Source organism: Aliirhizobium smilacinae (assembly GCF_006335145.1).
Taxonomy (GTDB): domain Bacteria; phylum Pseudomonadota; class Alphaproteobacteria; order Rhizobiales; family Rhizobiaceae; genus Neorhizobium; species Neorhizobium smilacinae.
Genome location: NZ_VDMN01000001.1, coordinates 305,722 through 322,486 on the forward strand (window position 1 = coordinate 305,722; position 16,765 = coordinate 322,486).

General features: G+C 58.9%; 17 protein-coding genes and 1 pseudogene. 8 read left to right on the forward strand and 10 right to left on the reverse strand.

Features of this window, described 5'->3' with window-relative positions:
* Nucleotides 1–254: 254 nt before the first annotated feature.
* Nucleotides 255–425 (forward strand): annotated as a pseudogene (locus FHP24_RS01470) (JAB domain-containing protein); the annotation flags it as partial.
* Nucleotides 426–442: 17 nt separating this feature from the next.
* Here FHP24_RS01470 and FHP24_RS01475 read toward each other — a convergent pair.
* A complete protein-coding gene (locus FHP24_RS01475; protein WP_139671882.1) occupies nt 443–1,339 on the reverse strand; it encodes an SDR family oxidoreductase in 897 nt (298 codons plus the stop codon).
* Nucleotides 1,340–1,444: 105 nt separating this feature from the next.
* Here FHP24_RS01475 and FHP24_RS01480 point away from each other — a divergent pair, with 105 nt between their 5' ends.
* Entirely contained in the window at nt 1,445–2,320 is an 876-nt protein-coding gene (locus tag FHP24_RS01480; protein ID WP_246091564.1) for a helix-turn-helix transcriptional regulator, read from the forward strand.
* A 288-nt stretch (nt 2,321–2,608) separates the two neighbouring features.
* On the forward strand, nt 2,609–4,108 hold the full coding sequence (gene sthA / locus FHP24_RS01485) for a Si-specific NAD(P)(+) transhydrogenase (protein WP_139671885.1): 1,500 nt from the start codon (nt 2,609–2,611) through the stop codon (nt 4,106–4,108).
* 125 nt (nt 4,109–4,233) lie between these two features.
* On the opposite strand, the gene rpsD is transcribed toward sthA, so the two are convergent.
* The 8 genes from rpsD to FHP24_RS01525 form a co-directional block, all read right to left on the reverse strand.
* Nucleotides 4,234–4,851 (reverse strand): 30S ribosomal protein S4, encoded by a 618-nt coding sequence (rpsD, locus tag FHP24_RS01490; protein WP_139671888.1) that lies wholly within the window; start codon nt 4,849–4,851, stop codon nt 4,234–4,236.
* Between the two features lie 223 nt (nt 4,852–5,074).
* Nucleotides 5,075–6,598, reverse strand: coding sequence for an ATP-binding protein (locus FHP24_RS01495; RefSeq protein ID WP_180355852.1), 1,524 nt, complete (start codon nt 6,596–6,598; stop codon nt 5,075–5,077).
* Between the two features lie 150 nt (nt 6,599–6,748).
* Entirely contained in the window at nt 6,749–7,387 is a 639-nt protein-coding gene (locus FHP24_RS01500) for a LysE family translocator (protein ID WP_139671891.1), read from the reverse strand.
* 184 nt (nt 7,388–7,571) lie between these two features.
* Entirely contained in the window at nt 7,572–7,820 is a 249-nt protein-coding gene (locus FHP24_RS01505; RefSeq protein WP_139671894.1) for a DUF1127 domain-containing protein, read from the reverse strand.
* 393 nt (nt 7,821–8,213) lie between these two features.
* On the reverse strand, nt 8,214–9,014 hold the full coding sequence (murI, locus tag FHP24_RS01510; protein ID WP_139671897.1) for a glutamate racemase: 801 nt from the start codon (nt 9,012–9,014) through the stop codon (nt 8,214–8,216).
* Nucleotides 8,998–9,837, reverse strand: coding sequence for an RNA methyltransferase (locus FHP24_RS01515; protein WP_139671900.1), 840 nt, complete (start codon nt 9,835–9,837; stop codon nt 8,998–9,000). The genes murI and FHP24_RS01515 overlap by 17 nt, the downstream gene beginning before the upstream one ends.
* 62 nt (nt 9,838–9,899) lie before the next feature.
* Nucleotides 9,900–11,942, reverse strand: coding sequence for an FUSC family protein (locus FHP24_RS01520; protein WP_139671903.1), 2,043 nt, complete (start codon nt 11,940–11,942; stop codon nt 9,900–9,902).
* Nucleotides 11,943–12,011: 69 nt separating this feature from the next.
* Nucleotides 12,012–12,542 carry a hypothetical protein gene (locus tag FHP24_RS01525; protein WP_139671906.1) on the reverse strand — a complete coding sequence of 177 codons (531 nt, stop codon included), beginning with the start codon at nt 12,540–12,542 and terminating at the stop codon, nt 12,012–12,014.
* 240 nt (nt 12,543–12,782) lie between these two features.
* Between FHP24_RS01525 and FHP24_RS01530 the strand changes: the two genes are divergently transcribed.
* The 5 genes from FHP24_RS01530 (at nt 12,783) to FHP24_RS01550 (ending at nt 16,163) form a co-directional block, all read left to right on the forward strand.
* Nucleotides 12,783–13,994, forward strand: coding sequence for an NADP-dependent isocitrate dehydrogenase (locus FHP24_RS01530; protein WP_139671909.1), 1,212 nt, complete (start codon nt 12,783–12,785; stop codon nt 13,992–13,994).
* 71 nt (nt 13,995–14,065) lie between these two features.
* Nucleotides 14,066–14,521, forward strand: coding sequence for a GNAT family N-acetyltransferase (locus tag FHP24_RS01535; protein WP_139671912.1), 456 nt, complete (start codon nt 14,066–14,068; stop codon nt 14,519–14,521).
* Between the two features lie 88 nt (nt 14,522–14,609).
* Nucleotides 14,610–15,239 (forward strand): glutathione S-transferase family protein, encoded by a 630-nt coding sequence (locus FHP24_RS01540; protein WP_139671915.1) that lies wholly within the window; start codon nt 14,610–14,612, stop codon nt 15,237–15,239.
* Between the two features lie 98 nt (nt 15,240–15,337).
* Entirely contained in the window at nt 15,338–15,676 is a 339-nt protein-coding gene (locus tag FHP24_RS01545) for a hypothetical protein (RefSeq protein WP_139671918.1), read from the forward strand.
* A 118-nt stretch (nt 15,677–15,794) separates the two neighbouring features.
* Nucleotides 15,795–16,163 (forward strand): hypothetical protein, encoded by a 369-nt coding sequence (locus tag FHP24_RS01550; protein WP_139671921.1) that lies wholly within the window; start codon nt 15,795–15,797, stop codon nt 16,161–16,163.
* 73 nt (nt 16,164–16,236) lie between these two features.
* Here the strand turns inward: FHP24_RS01550 and FHP24_RS01555 are convergent, their stop codons facing one another.
* Nucleotides 16,237–16,674, reverse strand: coding sequence for a hypothetical protein (locus FHP24_RS01555; RefSeq protein ID WP_139671924.1), 438 nt, complete (start codon nt 16,672–16,674; stop codon nt 16,237–16,239).
* Nucleotides 16,675–16,765 lie beyond the last annotated feature (91 nt).

The following is a 16,765-nucleotide window of genomic DNA, read 5'->3' on the forward strand; positions in this document are numbered from 1 at the left end:
GACGCAGATTGTCCGTTTGGACGAAATTCTGAGAGGCTTGAACGAAGAGTGCTCCAACCTGAAAGCCAAGGTTCCGGATGGAGCGGCACGCTTCCTAGGGCCTGGAAGACTGGGGCGAACCATCTAACCTTCGCTGTATCCCACTCCCCTCCCCCATTTTATTAAATCCAAGCGGGTCATTCCTTTTTTGTCCGGCGTGCGAAACCAGGCGTGCGCGTACGGGCTTTTGTGTGATCTAGCGTGATCCAAAGTGCCTGAGCATGATGCACAATCATCCAAGTGGTGACCCGACCCCTTCACGCGCCGATATCGACATGACGAAGACGATCGTGGATACGGCAAAACCTCTCGGCATTACCGTCCACGACCACATCATCATCGGCAAGGACGGTCATGCAAGTCTCAAAGGACTGAGGCTTATCTGACTGTCTTCATCAGCTTTTTAGCTGGCGAAATAAGCATCCTGATCGAGATCCTCCAGCAGGCCAGACTGAGTCGGCTGCCAGTTCAACCATGCCTGTGTTTTTGCGCTGGATGCCGGGCTGTCCATTCCGGCAAAATGTGTGAACCAGCCGAAATGCGCGGCGGCCTCTTCCTTTGATTTGGAGACGACGGGCAGGCCGAGGCGACGGCCGATGATCCCGGCGATGTTTTTGAACGGCACCCCCTCCTCGGCCGCCGCATGGTATCTCGCTTCCGCAGCGCCTCTTTCCAGCGCAAGTCGATACACCTTAGCTGCATCAAGCCGATGCACTGCCGGCCAGCGATTCTCTCCTTCGCCGATATAGGCGGAAATACCGGTCTCGCGCGCCTTGGCAATCAGCATCGGCACAAAACCGTGGTCGCCAACACAGTGAACAGATGGTGGCAGGCGGATCAGGGAGACTTTGACACCGCGCTCGGCAATGGCCGCGACGGCCTCCTCGGTGGCGACACGCGGAACGGTGGCGGAATCGGCGTTCGGCTGATCGTTTTCCGTCGCCGTCCGCCCCAGTTGCATGAGACCCGTGCCGGATGTCACCAGCAAGGGACGATCCGAGCCGGAGAGTTCATCGCCAAACGCTGCGATGACCCGACGGTCCGCTTCGCAATTTTCCTTGAATTTGGAAAAATCGTGATTGAACCCGGTATGGATGACAGCGTCTACCGCAACTGCGCCTGCCTGCAAGCTGGCAAGATCATCCAGCGAACCGCGATGCACCTCGGCTCCAACGGCCTGCAGCGAAGCGGCACCGGCATCCGAGCGCGACAGGCCCAAGACCTGATGACCGACAGAAAGAAGCTCGCGGACGACTGCGGAACCGACGAAACCCGTTGCACCCGTAACGAAGACACGCATATGAAAACCTCATGCTCGCATGTTGATGGATGTCGAATAAGATCCGGATGCCGGCGTTAAAAGCCGTGACATTATACCGGTATCGGAACTAACAGGCTGACGACCATGGCAGAGATGATCAACGACATGCCCCAGCAAGCGATTCGGAAAACGCCGGATGACAATCCGCTTGGAAGCTATTTGAAGGATCGGCGTGCAAAACTCGATCCGGCAGAATTCGGCATTGTCGCAACGCGTCGGCGCACGCCGGGCCTCAGGCGCGAGGAAGTCGCTCAGCGCGCCAATGTCAGCGCCACATGGTATACATGGCTGGAACAGGGACGCGGAGGCGCGCCATCGACGGATGTGCTCGACAGGCTCGCCAAAGCACTGTCGCTGTCTTCTGCTGAACGAGAACATCTCTTCCTGCTGGCACAACATCGGCCGCCGGAGATACGCCATCAGCCCTTCGAGCCCATTTCACCCCAATTGCAGCGAGTTCTCGATGCGATGACATTCAGCCCGGCGGTGTTGCGCACTGCACTCTGGGATGTCGTCGGCTGGAACGCGGCGGCGAGCGCGGTGATGACCGACTATGCGCTTTTGCCGCTGGAGGACCGCAATATTCTGAAGCTGATCTTCTGCAATGACCGTGTTCGCGGGCATATGGTCAACTGGGAACGGGACGCTCGTTCGGCGGTCGCGGCTTTCAGGGCAGAAGCGATCAAGGCCGCACCGGCCGAAACACTTCAGGTCATGGTCGATGATCTGAGCCGGAAAAGCCCGGAATTCGATGCCATCTGGCGTGACTATGACATCCAGAATTATGGTGCGGGGACAAAACATTTTCGGCACGAGATCGCCGGTGACCTGATGATGGAATATTCCTCCTTCACGGTGGATGGTCGGCCGGATCTCGGCCTCGTCATCTTCACCCCGATGACGGTGATGGATGCCGAGCGCGTCATGCATCTCGTCGAGACAAAAAGGGCTGCGCTGTAGAAGCGAGTTGCCTCCAGCCTTTGCCATTCGGCTTCCCCACCAGATCCGCCTGCCCTCCCCACAGATTAAACATCCACTGCTGCAACTTCATGCGGGAGATAATTTCGGCCGTCGCGCGGCAGGCTTGTGATATGACTTTCATCAACTTTAATACTTGCCTCCGTTTTGGTCATTTGTCATTTTTTCAAAGGATACCTCCATGCAATCAAAACTTTAGATTAGCCATATATAGAGTCGGCTCTGATCATTTCAGCCGGCGGTAGCCTGCGACCTCAAGCGGAGAACCTTATGCACCAGTATGACCTCATCGTGGTTGGCAGTGGACCGGCCGGGCGCCGGGCGGCCATTCAGGCTGCCAAGCTCGACAAGAAAGTGCTCGTCGTCGAGCAGGGGCGCCGCGTCGGCGGCGTATCGGTCCATACCGGCACCATCCCGTCAAAAACGCTCCGCGAGACTGCACTCAACCTTTCCGGCTGGCGCGAACGTGGCTTCTACGGCCGCTCCTACAGGGTCAAGCAGGAGATCAGCGCAGAGGATCTGCGTCGCCGCCTGCTGATCACGCTCGACCATGAAGTGGATGTGCTGGAGCACCAGTTCGCCCGCAATCGCGTCCAGCATATCCGTGGCAAGGCGAGTTTCGTCTCCAAGGACACGATGCAGATCGCCAAGGATGATGACGAGATCGTCCAGGTTTCCGCCAAAAGCATCCTGCTCGCCGTCGGCACTCGTCCCTATCGGCCGACTTCCATTCCGTTCGACGGAAAGACTGTCCTCGACAGTGACGAGCTTCTCGAGGTCCATAGCATTCCCCGCTCGATCGTGGTCATCGGCGCCGGCGTCATCGGCATCGAATATGCGACGATCTTCAGTGCGCTGGATGCGGCTGTGACGGTGATCGATCCGAAACCCGCTCTTCTCGATTTCATCGACAAGGAGATCGTCGAGGACTTCACCTATCAGCTGCGCGACCGGAATATGAAGCTGCTTCTCGGCCAGAAGGCCGAAAAGGTCGAACATCTGCCAGGTGGCAAGGTCTGCGTCTCTGTCGATACGGGCCGCAAGATCATTGCCGACATGGTGCTTTATGCTGCCGGACGCGTCGGCGCGACCGATACGCTCAACCTTCCCGCCGCTGGACTTGATGCGGACAGCCGGGGAAGGCTGCGGGTCAATCCCGAAACTTTCGAGACATCCGTCCCCGGTATCTACGCTGCGGGCGACGTTGTCGGCTTTCCGAGCCTTGCGTCAACCTCGATGGAACAGGGACGAATCGCGGCCCGCGTCGCCGTTGGCGCGATCGCCAAGGAACCGCAGAAATACTTCCCTTACGGCATTTATGCCGTTCCGGAGATTTCCACCTGCGGCCTGACCGAAGAAGAAATGAAGGAGCGTGGCATTCCCTATGAATGCGGCATTGCCCGTTTCCGCGAGACATCACGCGGCCACATCATGGGTCTCGACAGCGGCCTGCTGAAGCTGATCTTCTCGCTGAAGACACGGCGCCTGCTGGGCGTCCACGTCGTCGGAGAAGGCGCCACCGAACTGGTCCATATCGGCCAGGCCGTCCTGAACCTCAAGGGAACGGTCGAATATTTCGTCGAGAACACGTTCAACTATCCGACTCTTGCCGAAGCCTACAAAATCGCCGGCCTCGACGCCTGGAACAGGATGGGGGAAAAGCCGCGTGACGAAACATCGTCCGAAACCGTCAATTTGACGGATAATGCGACACCGACGACGGTTGAGACAAAAATCACGACGGAAAAGAAGAAGGCCTCCCTGAAATAGGACAGCCTCACGCCGCATCAAAAAGCCGCCCCGAAAGGAGCGGCTTTTTTTCGTGATGGTTTTCCTGCACCCGGCAGATACAAAAATGGCCCCATAAGGGGCCATTTTCGCAAATTTCGGCACGATTAACGCGAGTAGAATTCGACGACCAGCGACGGTTCCATGATGACGGCGTAAGGCACGTCAGCAAGGGTCGGTACGCGGGCGAAGGTGGCAACCATCTTGTTGTGGTCGACTTCGACATAGTCTGGAACGTCGCGTTCAGCGAGCGAAACGGCTTCGAGAACCGTAACCAGCTGCTTCGACTTCTGGCGAACTTCGATGACGTCGCCGGCCTTGCAACGGTAGGAACCGATGTTGACGCGAACGCCGTTGACCGTGACGTGGCCGTGGTTGACGAACTGACGGGCAGCAAAGACCGTCGGTACGAACTTGGCGCGGTAGACGATGGCGTCCAGACGCGATTCCAGCAGACCGATCAGGTTTTCACCGGTGTCGCCCTTGCGGCGGTTGGCTTCTTCGTAGATCGCGCGGAACTGCTTCTCGCGGATGTCGCCGTAATAGCCCTTCAGCTTCTGCTTGGCGCGGAGCTGAACACCGAAGTCGGAGAGCTTGCCCTTGCGGCGCTGGCCGTGCTGGCCAGGGCCGTATTCGCGGCGGTTAACCGGGGACTTCGGACGACCCCAGATGTTTTCGCCCATACGGCGGTCAATTTTGTACTTGGACGATTCGCGCTTGCTCATCGCATTTCCTTTCGAACGGTTACACCGGTTTGTTGCCAAACCGGATGAAGGAAACACGCCCTCCTCTGAACCTCGATTTAGAAGTTCTGACAGGCTTCTCACGACAGCGATCGGAGAATGCCACGGGACATGTCAAATAAAACACCGGGCGTTGCCACCCGGTGCTGGGGCGGTCTTTAGGCGGCTGTCATGGAATTGTCAACAGCGAATGGACTTAAGCCCCTTATTCTGCTGCGATCTTGATATCGCCCTCGTCCGGCGCCTCGGCGCTTCCGGGTGCGGTTTCCGCCTGCAGGTCGGGAAAGGCCACAATGCGCTTGCCGGCGAAATCCGCATGCACGACGATCAGACCCTGCTCCTCGAAATACCCGAGAAGGCGTCTGGCGCGGCGTGCTGAATGGGTGCCATAGGCGCGGGCGATGCGGGCATCGGAGGGGCAGGTTTCGGCGCCGAGTGCGGCCTTCGCCATCATCAGAAAAACGCCCTGCAGGTCATCCGAGACGCCATTAGACAGAGAAAGTACGGTCGCCCAGGCTTCGCTTGCCGCCATGGTCGCATCGACGCCGGAACGGGCGATTGCGGTGCGGCGACGGAAATCGCTGAGCGAGATCGGTGGGCCGGCCAGACGGCGCATGCGGGCACGCACGAGAAAGTCCTGATAGAGCACGGAATCGGTGCGGTAGGCCGATTGCGGGTCATCGAGAATTTCCGACATGACCGCCATCAGGCGCTCTTCGCGCTCTTCTTCCGTAAGCTCAGGCATCGGCGTGCGCGATTCGCTGCCCGAAGGCTGGATGGCCGCCGGCGTGGAACGGGAGAGTTCGGCCAGGATATCAGTGGTGGGACGAGGCGTTGGCGTCGGGCGGCGTACGGCTGTAAGCGGGCGGGCGAACTCTTCCGGATCCGGCGTGAAAATCAGCTCTTCGACATCCTGCGGCGAATCCGGCAACGGCATCAGCTTCGGGCTGGACGAACGCGCGGAGGTTTCCACGTTACCGATCACGATCGGCAGAGGGCGGCGTGACAGAGCCGGACCGAGGGCGACAAAATTGCCGCGCTTCAGGTCGCGGAACATTTCCGCCTGGCGACGGTCCATTCCGAGCAGATCGGCTGCGCGCGCCATGTCGATATCGAGAAACGTACGGCCCATCAGGAAGTTGGAGGCTTCGGCCGCAACGTTCTTGGCAAGTTTTGCAAGGCGCTGGGTGGCGATGACGCCGGCAAGACCACGCTTACGTCCGCGGCACATGAGGTTGGTCATCGCGCCAAGCGACATTTTACGGGCATCTTCGGAGACGTCACCGGCGACGGAGGGGGCAAACATCTGGGCTTCGTCGACAACGACGAGCACCGGATACCAGTAATCGCGATCGGCATCGAACATGCCGTTGAGGAAGGCGGCCGCGGCGCGCATCTGCTCTTCGAGGTCGAGGCCTTCGAGGGTGAGCACGCAGGAAACGCGGTTCTTGCGGATACGGTTGGCAATGCCGGCCAGCTCGGCTTCGGTGCGTTCGCCATCGACGACCACATGGCCGTATTTATCCGACAGCGTGACGAAATCGCCTTCGGGATCGATGACGACCTGCTGCACCCAGGGAGCCGACTGCTCCAGCAGGCGCCGCAGAAGATGTGATTTTCCCGAACCGGAATTGCCCTGAACGAGCAGACGCGTCGCCAGAAGCTCCTCGATATCGAGCTTGGCCGGCGCGCCGCCGGTCACAGTTCCCATATCGATGCCGACCTGCAATGTGCTGCCCTCGTATGCCGTCTAGTGATGGTTTTCCGACGCTCTTTTGCGGTGACGCAATTCGCCGGCTCATCCCAATAACAGAGATCGAGATTCGTTTCGCCGGGCAAGTGAGAAAAATCAACAGGCTTTGAGAGCGGAAATTTGCGATCAGGCAGCGGCGCGCTTGAAACCGAGCGACAGGAGCCCTGCCCCGATCATTAACGAACCGCCGGTGCGATTGACAATACGCTGAACCTTCGGCTTGCGGATCGTGTTGCGCGCCATAGACGCCAATAGCCCGTATAGCGCGGCATTGATGGTCGCCAGAACGAGGAAGGTCACTTCGAAGACCGCCATCTGGAAAAACAGAGGCTTCGACAGGTCGAGAAACTGCGGCAGGAAGGCGACGAAGAAAACGATGCTTTTCGGATTGAGCGCCGTTACGGCATAAGTGTGCAGGAAAACGCGAAGCGGTCGAATGGCCGGCGCGTCCGCGCCGTCAATTGTTTCTGCCTGGTCGGAGACCGGGGCGCGCCAGAGCTTGACGCCCAGATAGATCAGGTATCCTGCACCGACCCATTTCAGCACCGTGAACAGCATGGCGGATGTCGCCAGCAGCGCCCCGAGGCCAAGCATGGACGCGGTCATGGCGGTAAAATCGCCCAGAGCCACGCCTGCGACTGTCGCGCTTGCCACCTTTCGGCCATGGCTCAAGGCGTAGGAAATGACGAGCAGGATGGTCGGGCCAGGGATCGCCAGCAGCACGGCGGATGCGGCGACGAATGCAAGCCAGTGTTCGAGCGACATGGTGGTTTCTCCTCACTAATAGGGCGAGCAAGCCACGGGAAAACAAGCTTGGCAAGCGACGATCATTCGGCCCCATCCGCCAAGCAACGCGGCAGTTTCGCGCAGGCAGGCATTGCTTGAGAACCGGGCAAAGCAGCTTGATTGCCATGTCCGCCGCCGTAAACGGCGACGACGGACATGGCTGTCACAGATATTGTCTCCACTGGTGAAATCGCGCGCGTTCGACGGACTCCACGTAAGGAGAGATTTCGGGCAGGCCGATATCGCGACGCATGCGATTATCGAGATCGCCAGAGTGATTGGCGGCAGAAAACGATTGCCGAAGGATGGTTGCGACAAGTGCCCGCATCAATCGCCACGGACCGTGGCGACGATGTAAAGCGTCCAATTCAGCCGACAGAACATCGGCAACCATTACGTGCATTTCACGCATAGCTTTTCCGCCCCGGCTCGCAACAGCGATCGGGTCCTTTCGAGATTTTGAAGGACGCGCGGACATGCAGACGGCATCAGCCGTCAGACGGTTAGGTCGGTCGCGTCAGATTGAGATAGAGAGATATGCCAAAAGGCGGATTCCGGGCGTTATCAGCCCTTAAATGCCTGTCCGAGCAAATTGCGCGGGTGATTCACCCGCATGGTTCGGACGGCTCCGCCAGAAAGGCGCGTATAGGCAAAAAAAACAGTCATGTATGCGCTCCCTTCTTGTGAGTTGCGGATGATGGGAACATGGCACGGTCTTTTAAAACGCGCAAGCATCCACAATCGAAAATTGCACTCACAGGATAAACCGTTGCACATTGGCAACAATTTTCGGTCTAGCAGCTTTTCAGCCGGTGCGAAGGCCGAAACCCTGCATTAGCCGGCGCGTGGCGAAATCAGGATTGCCTGAGGTGAAGACCGCAAAGTCGAAACCATCGGGATGTTCCGCCCCATCGATCAACGGCACCTTGCGGCGCGCCTGCCTTGCGATCGCTTCGGCGGGATCGAGCCAGTCGACCGGCCATGGCGCAAGGCGGCGAAAAAGATTGGCCATGAAAGGGTAGTGCGTGCAGGCGAGCACGACGATATCGGTTTTATCGCTATCCTTCTCGACGAAGCATGGAGCGATCTCGGCAAGTACGGCGTCATCGGAAATCGGTTCGCCGCGGATATAACTTTCCGCCATGCGGGCGAGATTTTCGGATCCGACGAGGCGGACGTGACACTGGGTGGCGAAGGACTGAATGAGGTCCCGCGTATAGGCACGCCTGACGGTGCCCGGTGTTGCCAGAACAGAGACGAGGCCCGAGCGGGTGCGCTCGGCCGCGGGCTTGATTGCCGGCACCGTGCCGACAAAGGTCATTTCGGGGAATTTTTCGCGAAGTGCCGCACCAGCCAGCGTGAAGGCCGTATTGCAGGCGATGACGCAGATTTCAGGCTGATGTTGCGCAAGAAGCTTTTCGAACAGCGACAGGATGCGCTCCTGCAGAGCGCCCTCTTCCCAGCTGCCGTAAGGGAAAGCCGCATCGTCCGCGACATAGACGAAACCGCGTTCCGGCATCAGCACGCGTGCCTCGCGCAGCACCGTCAGTCCGCCGATGCCCGAATCGAACACCAGGACGGGCTTCAGCTCATTCGCCGCTGTCATTCCCCTCTGTCTCCCCTGCCTCGCTGGCCTTCTTCTGTCTCGGAACGACCTTTTCCGGCCATTGGCGCGGGAATCGGTCGAGCGAGCGTATCACGCCGCGAAACACGCTGATCTCCTGTTCGGAAAAGGCCCGCCGCGACAGTACCGCACGCAGGTTGTCGATCATTTTGGGCTTTTTTTCAGGCGGATGGAAATAACCGCGGGCGTCCAGCGCTTCCTCGACATGCTCGAACATGCCGAGCACCTGTTCTTTCGTCGAAGGGCGCTGCTCTATCGGCTGGAAGCGGGTATCCTCAAGATCGTCGATGCCGGACTTCATCCAGTCATAGGACATCAGCAGCACGGCCTGGGCAATATTGAGCGATGCAAAGGCGGGGTTTACCGGGAAGGTGACGATCTCGTCGGCAAGCGCCACTTCTTCGTTGTTCAAGCCCCAGCGTTCGCGACCGAACAAAATTCCGGTCTTCTCGCCTGCCTTGAATTTCTCACGCAGGGTTGCTGCGGCGAAGACCGGGGAACGTACGGGCTTGAAGCCGTAACGCTCGCGCGCGGTCGTCGCGTAGACGAAGTTCAAATCGGCAATCGCGTCTTCAAGGGTCTCGTAGACTTTCGTGCCGTCGATCACATGATCGGCCTTGGAGGCGGCGGAGCGCGCCTTCTCGCTCGGCCAGCCGTCGCGCGGGTTGACGAGACGAAGTTCAGCCAGGCCGAAATTGGCCATGGCACGGGCGACCATGCCGATATTTTCACCGAGCTGCGGCTCGACCAGAATGATGGCCGGCCCTTCGGCAATGAGTTCACGTTCGCTATTGGTGCCCGACATATTCGCTTCCGCTTGTTCTTGAAGGCGGGAAATACCCCCCTCGGACCGCAACAGCAAGCCGGTTATTGGCTCTTTTGCTTGTCGGCAGCGGGCGGATAAAGGCGGTTCAGCAGATTGGCGACCATATCCGCCCCATGCGCCACGCCCTCACCCGGTGCGGCCAGATTGGCGCCGGCAGTCGCGTGCCGCGGCGTTTTTGAGGAAAAACATTCCGCTCCCCTCGCCGCCGCCTTCCCAAGCGCCAGCCTGGCGTCGTCGATCGCGCGGCGGATCTTCGGGTCGTCGCGATTTTCGGTGTTGGAAAAATCCCGTGCCAGAATGCGCGCCCAATAGGAGGATGCCAGAAACACCGCCAATGTCTGGCGGATCGGCCCCAGACGCGTGACCAGCGACCAGGCACTTCCGAGAGGTCGTGCGGCAACGGTCAGATCGCGATAGGCCTCGTCGAGCCGATTCGACAATTCGATCAGCCTGTAGCGGCTTTCGCCGCCGCTCACCCCGTCCAGCACTTGTCCGAGCGCGTCATACCACCGGGCCAGCGCCAGCTCGACGGTCGAGCGGGTCGAGGATGGAAAGATGACGAAGGCGACGAACATGCCTGCCACCGAGCCGATCACGGTTTCTTCCAGGCGCAACAGCAGTACCTCGTATGTCAGCTGGCCGATCAGGCCATAAACGAGACAGAGAACAATGGTGACGAAGAAGCTGAGCAGCGCGTAGGAAACCTGCAGAAAATAGAAGGCCAGAAACACGCAGGCCGCGGCGAGCATGACTGTTGCCGTCATGTTGCCAGACAGAAGTGTCGCGAGACCGAGGCCTATGGCGACGCCGACCAACGTGCCGACCGATCGCTGGATTGCGCGCAAGGCCGCATCGCCGCGCGATCGTGTGTTGTTGAATACCAAGAAAGCGGTCAGCACCGCCCAGAACCAGCGCTCGCGGGACAAAAGCAGCCCGAAAATCATGGCGATACCGGATGCGATGGTGATCTGCACCGCAGCACGGACAAGCGGGTTATTCCAGGAAAAATCCGGCTTGATCGACATCCCGGCCTGCGGCAAGCCACCGAAAGCCATCAGTTGCAGAAAACTCCGGTCATTGGCGGCTTCGCTCAGCGCCAATGATGCCCGATGAAGCCAGAGAAGCGCATGAACGCTTTGCTTCGTCCGCTCGTCTCCGCCCGCAGTATCCGGATCTTCCGCGATCTTTTTCGCCGACGCCGCATCGCCACGAAGCACCGCGTCGAACAGAAGGGCCGGCGCCAAGGCGCCGAGCGATTGCACGATCACGCTTTCGGCCGCCAAATGAAGATCAAATATGGCCATCGAGACAGCCGTCACCGGACCGTCCCCGGTCGGCATGGAGCCGTCGGCATTGCGCGGCAGCAGGCCCTCTGCCATCAGCACGACGTCCTTCAACTGCTCTTCCATCTGCCGCAGCTCAAGACGGTCCTTGTCGGTCAGGGCTTCGCTTCTGGAAAGTTGGGCAAGGCGCGAAAGGATATTCGATACCCGGCGCTGTATCGCCCGAAGCGATTTGACCAGATCGCGGCGCCAGTCATCTACGAATAGGTATCTGCGAATCAGGTGTCCGAAGGCGACGGCGAAAAGCGGCCCGAGTGCTGCCAGCGGCAGCTCAGCCAGCGTCGGCTTCAGGTAGGCGCCGATGAAATAGGAAATGAAGGCGAACATGCCGACTGCAAAACCGCGCGGACCGAAAACCCGCGCCAGACTCGCCGCAAAGATCACGAACAGGAAGGTCAGGTCGGCGACAAGCCTATAGCCTTCCAGCGTCGCGGCGAGCGTGATGCAGAAAAGGCTTGCAGCACAGCCCATCATTCGAGTGGTGAGCTGGTCTGCGGGCGTCTTGTCCTTCACGGCGACGCCGCCTTCGATCGAAAGCACGATGGCCAGCGCGTAGGAAATCGGCGGCAGCGGGATGAAAGTCAGATGGATGGTGATCAGGGTGAGGATCGAGGCAAGGATGGTGAGCGTCACGCGAGCGCCCATCTTCACACGGGACAATGCAGGGTCATGGGCCAGGAGACGATCGACAAATGTCGCAGCCAAAGCCCAGGCCGTCCGTGGCGCCCTAAACGTCGGCATTGTCGGTCCGAAGAGCACGCTTCGTCAGGAGCGGAGAACGAAGCCGATCTGCCAGGATCGCGTCGGGCATCACTCCCCCTTGGCGATCGACTGCATTTCCTCGATGACGCTGTCACTTTCGCCATCGGCCACGCGATGGATATCGTCGATGACGGGCTTGCCGCCCTCTTCGATCACATCAAAATGCACTTCCGAAACGCTGTCCTTCAGATCGGCATCATCGATGCAGGTCCACTGCTTGAAGGTGACCTTGAAGTCGGTCTTGCCGTTTGCCGAGGCACCTGGCGCGATCGTGACGTCCTGTAACGGGCAGCCATCCTGCGAGGCGGTGACGATGTCGTAGCCGAAAGGATCTCCGGGCTGGTTGTTTTCCGTCTCATAGGCCGGATGTTTGGCGGCATCGGCATAGACGGTCTGGAACCGCTTGCTGAACAGGCGCGCCAACGGATCAGGATCGAGAATGAACTTCCAGTCGCTGTCGTTGCTGTTCCAGTTGTCCTCGGTGATCTTCATCACCTCCTTGACCGGGTCGGCGATATCGGCCGCCAGCGAAACCGTGGAAAAAAGCGACAGGGCAAGGGCGAGCGGCAGAGTTCGCATTTTGGCAATCCGTATTCGAAGCGATTTTCGCGGACATTACCCCTGAGCCGTTATTTGGCAATGACCAATCTTACTGGTTTCGCGTCACGCCATTGCCTGTCCCAGCGCCTGTCGTTGAAATCTCACAGAAAAGCAGCCAATCCCGGTCTCACGGCTTTGCACACTTCTCCTGCGATGTTATAGCGCAACCCGTTGATCCATTCGGGGCCGGCCTGGCCCATTCACGACAAGAGGAAGTCCATGCAAAAGATCAAGGTAGCCAACCCGGTCGTCGATCTCGACGGCGATGAGATGACCCGCATCATCTGGCAGCTGATCAAGGACAAACTGATCCTGCCCTATCTCGATCTCGACATCGAATATTACGATCTCTCGGTCGAAAATCGCGATGCCACCGACGACCAGGTGACGATCGATGCTGCAAACGCCATCAACAAGCACGGCGTCGGCATCAAGTGCGCCACCATCACGCCGGACGAAGCCCGCGTTGAAGAATTCAAGCTGAAGAAGATGTGGAAGAGCCCGAACGGCACGATCCGCAACATTCTCGGCGGCGTCATCTTCCGCGAACCGATCATCATGCAGAACGTACCGCGTCTGGTTCCCGGCTGGACCAAGCCGATCATCGTCGGCCGTCACGCTTTCGGCGACCAGTATCGCGCAACCGATTTCAAGTTCCCGGGCAAGGGCAAGCTGTCGATCAAGTTCGTCGGCGATGACGGCCAGGAAATCGAGCACGAAGTGTTCAACGCACCGTCTTCGGGCGTTGCGATGGCGATGTACAATCTCGACGACTCGATCCGCGATTTCGCCCGCGCCTCGTTCAACTACGCTCTTCAGCGCGGCGTTCCCTGCTACCTGTCGACCAAGAACACGATCCTCAAGGCCTATGACGGCCGCTTCAAGGACCTGTTCCAGGAAATCTTCGACGCCGAATTCAAGGCTCAGTACGACGAAGCCAAGATCTGGTACGAACACCGCCTGATCGACGACATGGTCGCTTCCGCTTTGAAGTGGTCCGGCGGTTACGTCTGGGCCTGCAAGAACTACGATGGCGACGTGCAGTCGGATATCGTGGCACAGGGTTTTGGTTCGCTCGGCCTGATGACCTCGGTTCTGATGACGCCGGATGGCAAGACGGTGGAAGCCGAAGCCGCACACGGCACGGTGACCCGTCACTACCGCCAGCACCAGAAGGGTCAGGAAACCTCGACGAACTCGATCGCCTCGATCTTCGCCTGGACCCGTGGCCTCGCACATCGCGCCAAGCTGGACGACAATGCCGAACTGACGAAGTTCGCACTGACGCTCGAAAAGGTCTGCATCGACACTGTCGAGTCCGGCTACATGACCAAGGACCTGGCGCTGCTCATCGGCCCGGATCAGCCATGGCTGTCGACCACCGCCTTCCTCGACAAGATCGACGAAAATCTGCAGAAGGCGATGGCGTAAGCCTCAATCTTCGGATTAGATTTGAACGGCGGGGTTTTCCCCGCCGTTTTCTTTTGCGAGGAGACTTAAGAATGTCCAGCAATCGTCCCGTCGAAATCCGTCCTCTGGCAGCATCCGACCGCGAGGCGTGGCAGCCATTGTTCGAGGCCTATATAAGCTTCTACGAATCTGAGCTGCCGAAAGAGCAGTACGACATCACGTGGTCGCGTTTCCACGATCCGGAAGAGCCCATGCATGTGCTCGGCGCCTTCGACGAGGGCAGACTGGTCGGCATCGTGCATGCGCTTTTCCACCGCTCGACCTGGCTGCCGGATACGACCTGCTACCTGCAGGATCTCTATGTCGATGACAGCCAGCGCGGTCGCGGTGTCGGCGAAGCGCTGATCGAAAAGGTGGCACTTCTGGCGCGTGACAAGAATGCCGGGCGGCTCTACTGGTTGACGCAGGAGAAGAACGACGCGGCCCGGCGTCTCTATGATCGGGTCGCGGTGGCGCCCGGCTTCATCCAGTACCGCAAACCGCTGTAACCGGCCTGACATATCCGGCAATTAAGGCGTAGAACCTTGATTGTCTGATTGCGATCCCAAAACAATGGCGGCAACAGGAGGATTACGGATGGCTGACGAAATCGTATTCTACACCAACCCGATGTCGCGCGGCCGCATTGCCCGTTGGATGTTGGAAGAGACCGGCGTTGCCTACCGGACGGAAATTCTTCAATTCGGAACAAGCATGAAGGACGACGGCTACAAGGCCGTCAACCCGATGGGCAAGGTACCGACAATCATTCACGGCAAGAAGACCATCACGGAATGCGCCGCTATTTGCGCCTATCTAGCCGACGCATTTCCGCAGGCAGGTCTTGCGCCCTCACCTGCCGACCGCGCCGAATATTACCGCTGGATGTTCTTCGCCGCCGGTCCGCTGGAATCTGCCGTCAGCAACAAGGCGCTTGGCTTCGAGGTGCCGGCCGGCCGCGAGCGGATGATTGGTTATGGCAGCTTTGCCGATGTGATGGATGCACTCGAACTCGCCGTTCGGACCAATTCCTACATCGCGGGAGAAAAATTCAGCGCTGCAGACGTCTATGTCGGTTCGCAGATCGGCTGGGGACTGCAATTCGGGTCGATCGAGAAGCGTCCGGCCTTCGAACAGTATTTCGGACGTCTTGCCCTTCGCGACGCCTATCAGCGAGCCGCCGAAAAAGACGACAAGGCGGTCGGTGAAATGCAGCGTTCCGCCTGAATTAAAAGTCAAAATTCATCATGAATCAAAGGCTCGATTGCGGCTTTATAAGGGCATGCTAATCATATTTCGCCCAATCATGGGCGGAGATCACCCCGATGACCAGGTTTACGTCCATTGCTGCGGGCGCTGTTGCGGCGCTTTTTCTGTCTGTCGGCACATCCTATGCTGACGATCTCGTTTTCATGCTGACCAACAATACCAGCGGCACGCTGGAGCGTTTCTATACGTCGCCGGTCGGCGTCAACAATTGGGAAGAGGACGTCTTTGGTGACGATGTGCTCGAACCCGGCGAAAGCATGAAGATCACCGTCGCCGACGGACGTCGCGTCTGCAAATACGACATGCGCTTCGAATTCACCGAGGAATCGGCATTCGAGGACATGGAAGACACCCAGGACCTCTGCGCTACCGGCTCCTATACGATCCACCAGTGACAAATCCTTCGACAACCTGTCACTAAGCCAACGGTTCGTTCAAGATCCGTTAAGGCAGACAGGCGCAATGTCCGGTATCGAAGCGTCAAGAACAACCCGGCGCCCAGGGACGAAACACATGAAGAAGATCGCTCTTTCTGTCCTCTCCATCGCAATCCTTACCAGCGCCGCTCTCGCACCGGCCGGGAGCGCCATGGCACAATGGCGCGACGGACCTCCGCCACGCTGGGACGATCGCAGACCACCACCGCCACGCTGGGATCGTGACCGTGATCGCCATCACCATCACAGCAATGGCGGTGCCATTGCCGGAGGTCTTGCTGCCGGTGTGATCGGTGGACTGATCGGCGGCGCCATCGTCAATAGCGGCGGCCCGCGTTATGTCGAGCCGCCACCACCACCGCCGCGTTGCTGGTTCGAGGATCGTCAGGTGCAGAACGCCTATAACGGCGGCTGGCACATGGAATCGATCCGCGTCTGCCGCTGACAGCGCATCGACCTCAGACACCGAGAAAGCCGCGCATTGCGCGGCTTTCTGCTTTCCTGGTGCCCGATTACAGCTATTGCGATTTTTTCTTCCTGGCATAAATCAGGCAATTATCGATCATGCTGACGCAAAGGCCGTTGATATCGGTCGATGTATTGTTGTCACCGGCAAATTCCACCTGCCTCAGCTTGTTGTCGGTAAAACGGAACTGCGTGCTGCAATTGCCGCCCGATGAGCCGCTTGTCGATGTATTGACCGCGGGTATTGCACCGAACAGCGTGAATGACGGGTTTACGACATTCCAGCTTCCGCGCGGCATGTCGCGCCGATAGGCCCATATCGTGCCTGCGTCGGCCGTCGAGCTGCTGGCGCTCGGGAACCCGGCGCACATACGAATATCGTCCTCGTCCAGTCCGACGAGTTCAGTGCGGGCGGCCGCAACCGTCGAATTCTCGCTGATGACCCGCGATGTATCTGGCGGGATCGTGCAGGAAAAAAGTACCACACTCAAAATCGATATCCGGGCAATCGCCCGCAAATGCAAAGTCTGAAAAACCATATTTCGACATCGCCCTGTTTTCCTCCCAGAAAGCCTCCATGGG

Bases quoted from the DNA above. Each gene is read 5' to 3' on its own strand.
- FHP24_RS01520 (WP_139671903.1), bottom strand. From the start codon at position 11,942: ATGCCGACGTTTAGGGCGCCACGGACGGCCTGGGCTTTGGCTGCGACA.
- FHP24_RS01530 (WP_139671909.1), top strand. From the start codon at position 12,783: ATGCAAAAGATCAAGGTAGCCAACCCGGTCGTCGATCTCGACGGCGAT.
- rpsD (WP_139671888.1), bottom strand. From the start codon at position 4,851: ATGAGCAAGCGCGAATCGTCCAAGTACAAAATTGACCGCCGTATGGGC.
- FHP24_RS01540 (WP_139671915.1), top strand. From the start codon at position 14,610: ATGGCTGACGAAATCGTATTCTACACCAACCCGATGTCGCGCGGCCGC.
- FHP24_RS01525 (WP_139671906.1), bottom strand. From the start codon at position 12,542: ATGCGAACTCTGCCGCTCGCCCTTGCCCTGTCGCTTTTTTCCACGGTT.
- FHP24_RS01475 (WP_139671882.1), bottom strand. From the start codon at position 1,339: ATGCGTGTCTTCGTTACGGGTGCAACGGGTTTCGTCGGTTCCGCAGTC.
- sthA (WP_139671885.1), top strand. From the start codon at position 2,609: ATGCACCAGTATGACCTCATCGTGGTTGGCAGTGGACCGGCCGGGCGC.
- murI (WP_139671897.1), bottom strand. From the start codon at position 9,014: ATGACAGCGGCGAATGAGCTGAAGCCCGTCCTGGTGTTCGATTCGGGC.
- FHP24_RS01480 (WP_246091564.1), top strand. From the start codon at position 1,445: ATGGCAGAGATGATCAACGACATGCCCCAGCAAGCGATTCGGAAAACG.
- FHP24_RS01505 (WP_139671894.1), bottom strand. From the start codon at position 7,820: ATGCGTGAAATGCACGTAATGGTTGCCGATGTTCTGTCGGCTGAATTG.
- FHP24_RS01500 (WP_139671891.1), bottom strand. From the start codon at position 7,387: ATGTCGCTCGAACACTGGCTTGCATTCGTCGCCGCATCCGCCGTGCTG.
- FHP24_RS01550 (WP_139671921.1), top strand. From the start codon at position 15,795: ATGAAGAAGATCGCTCTTTCTGTCCTCTCCATCGCAATCCTTACCAGC.
- FHP24_RS01535 (WP_139671912.1), top strand. From the start codon at position 14,066: ATGTCCAGCAATCGTCCCGTCGAAATCCGTCCTCTGGCAGCATCCGAC.
- FHP24_RS01515 (WP_139671900.1), bottom strand. From the start codon at position 9,837: ATGTCGGGCACCAATAGCGAACGTGAACTCATTGCCGAAGGGCCGGCC.
- FHP24_RS01545 (WP_139671918.1), top strand. From the start codon at position 15,338: ATGACCAGGTTTACGTCCATTGCTGCGGGCGCTGTTGCGGCGCTTTTT.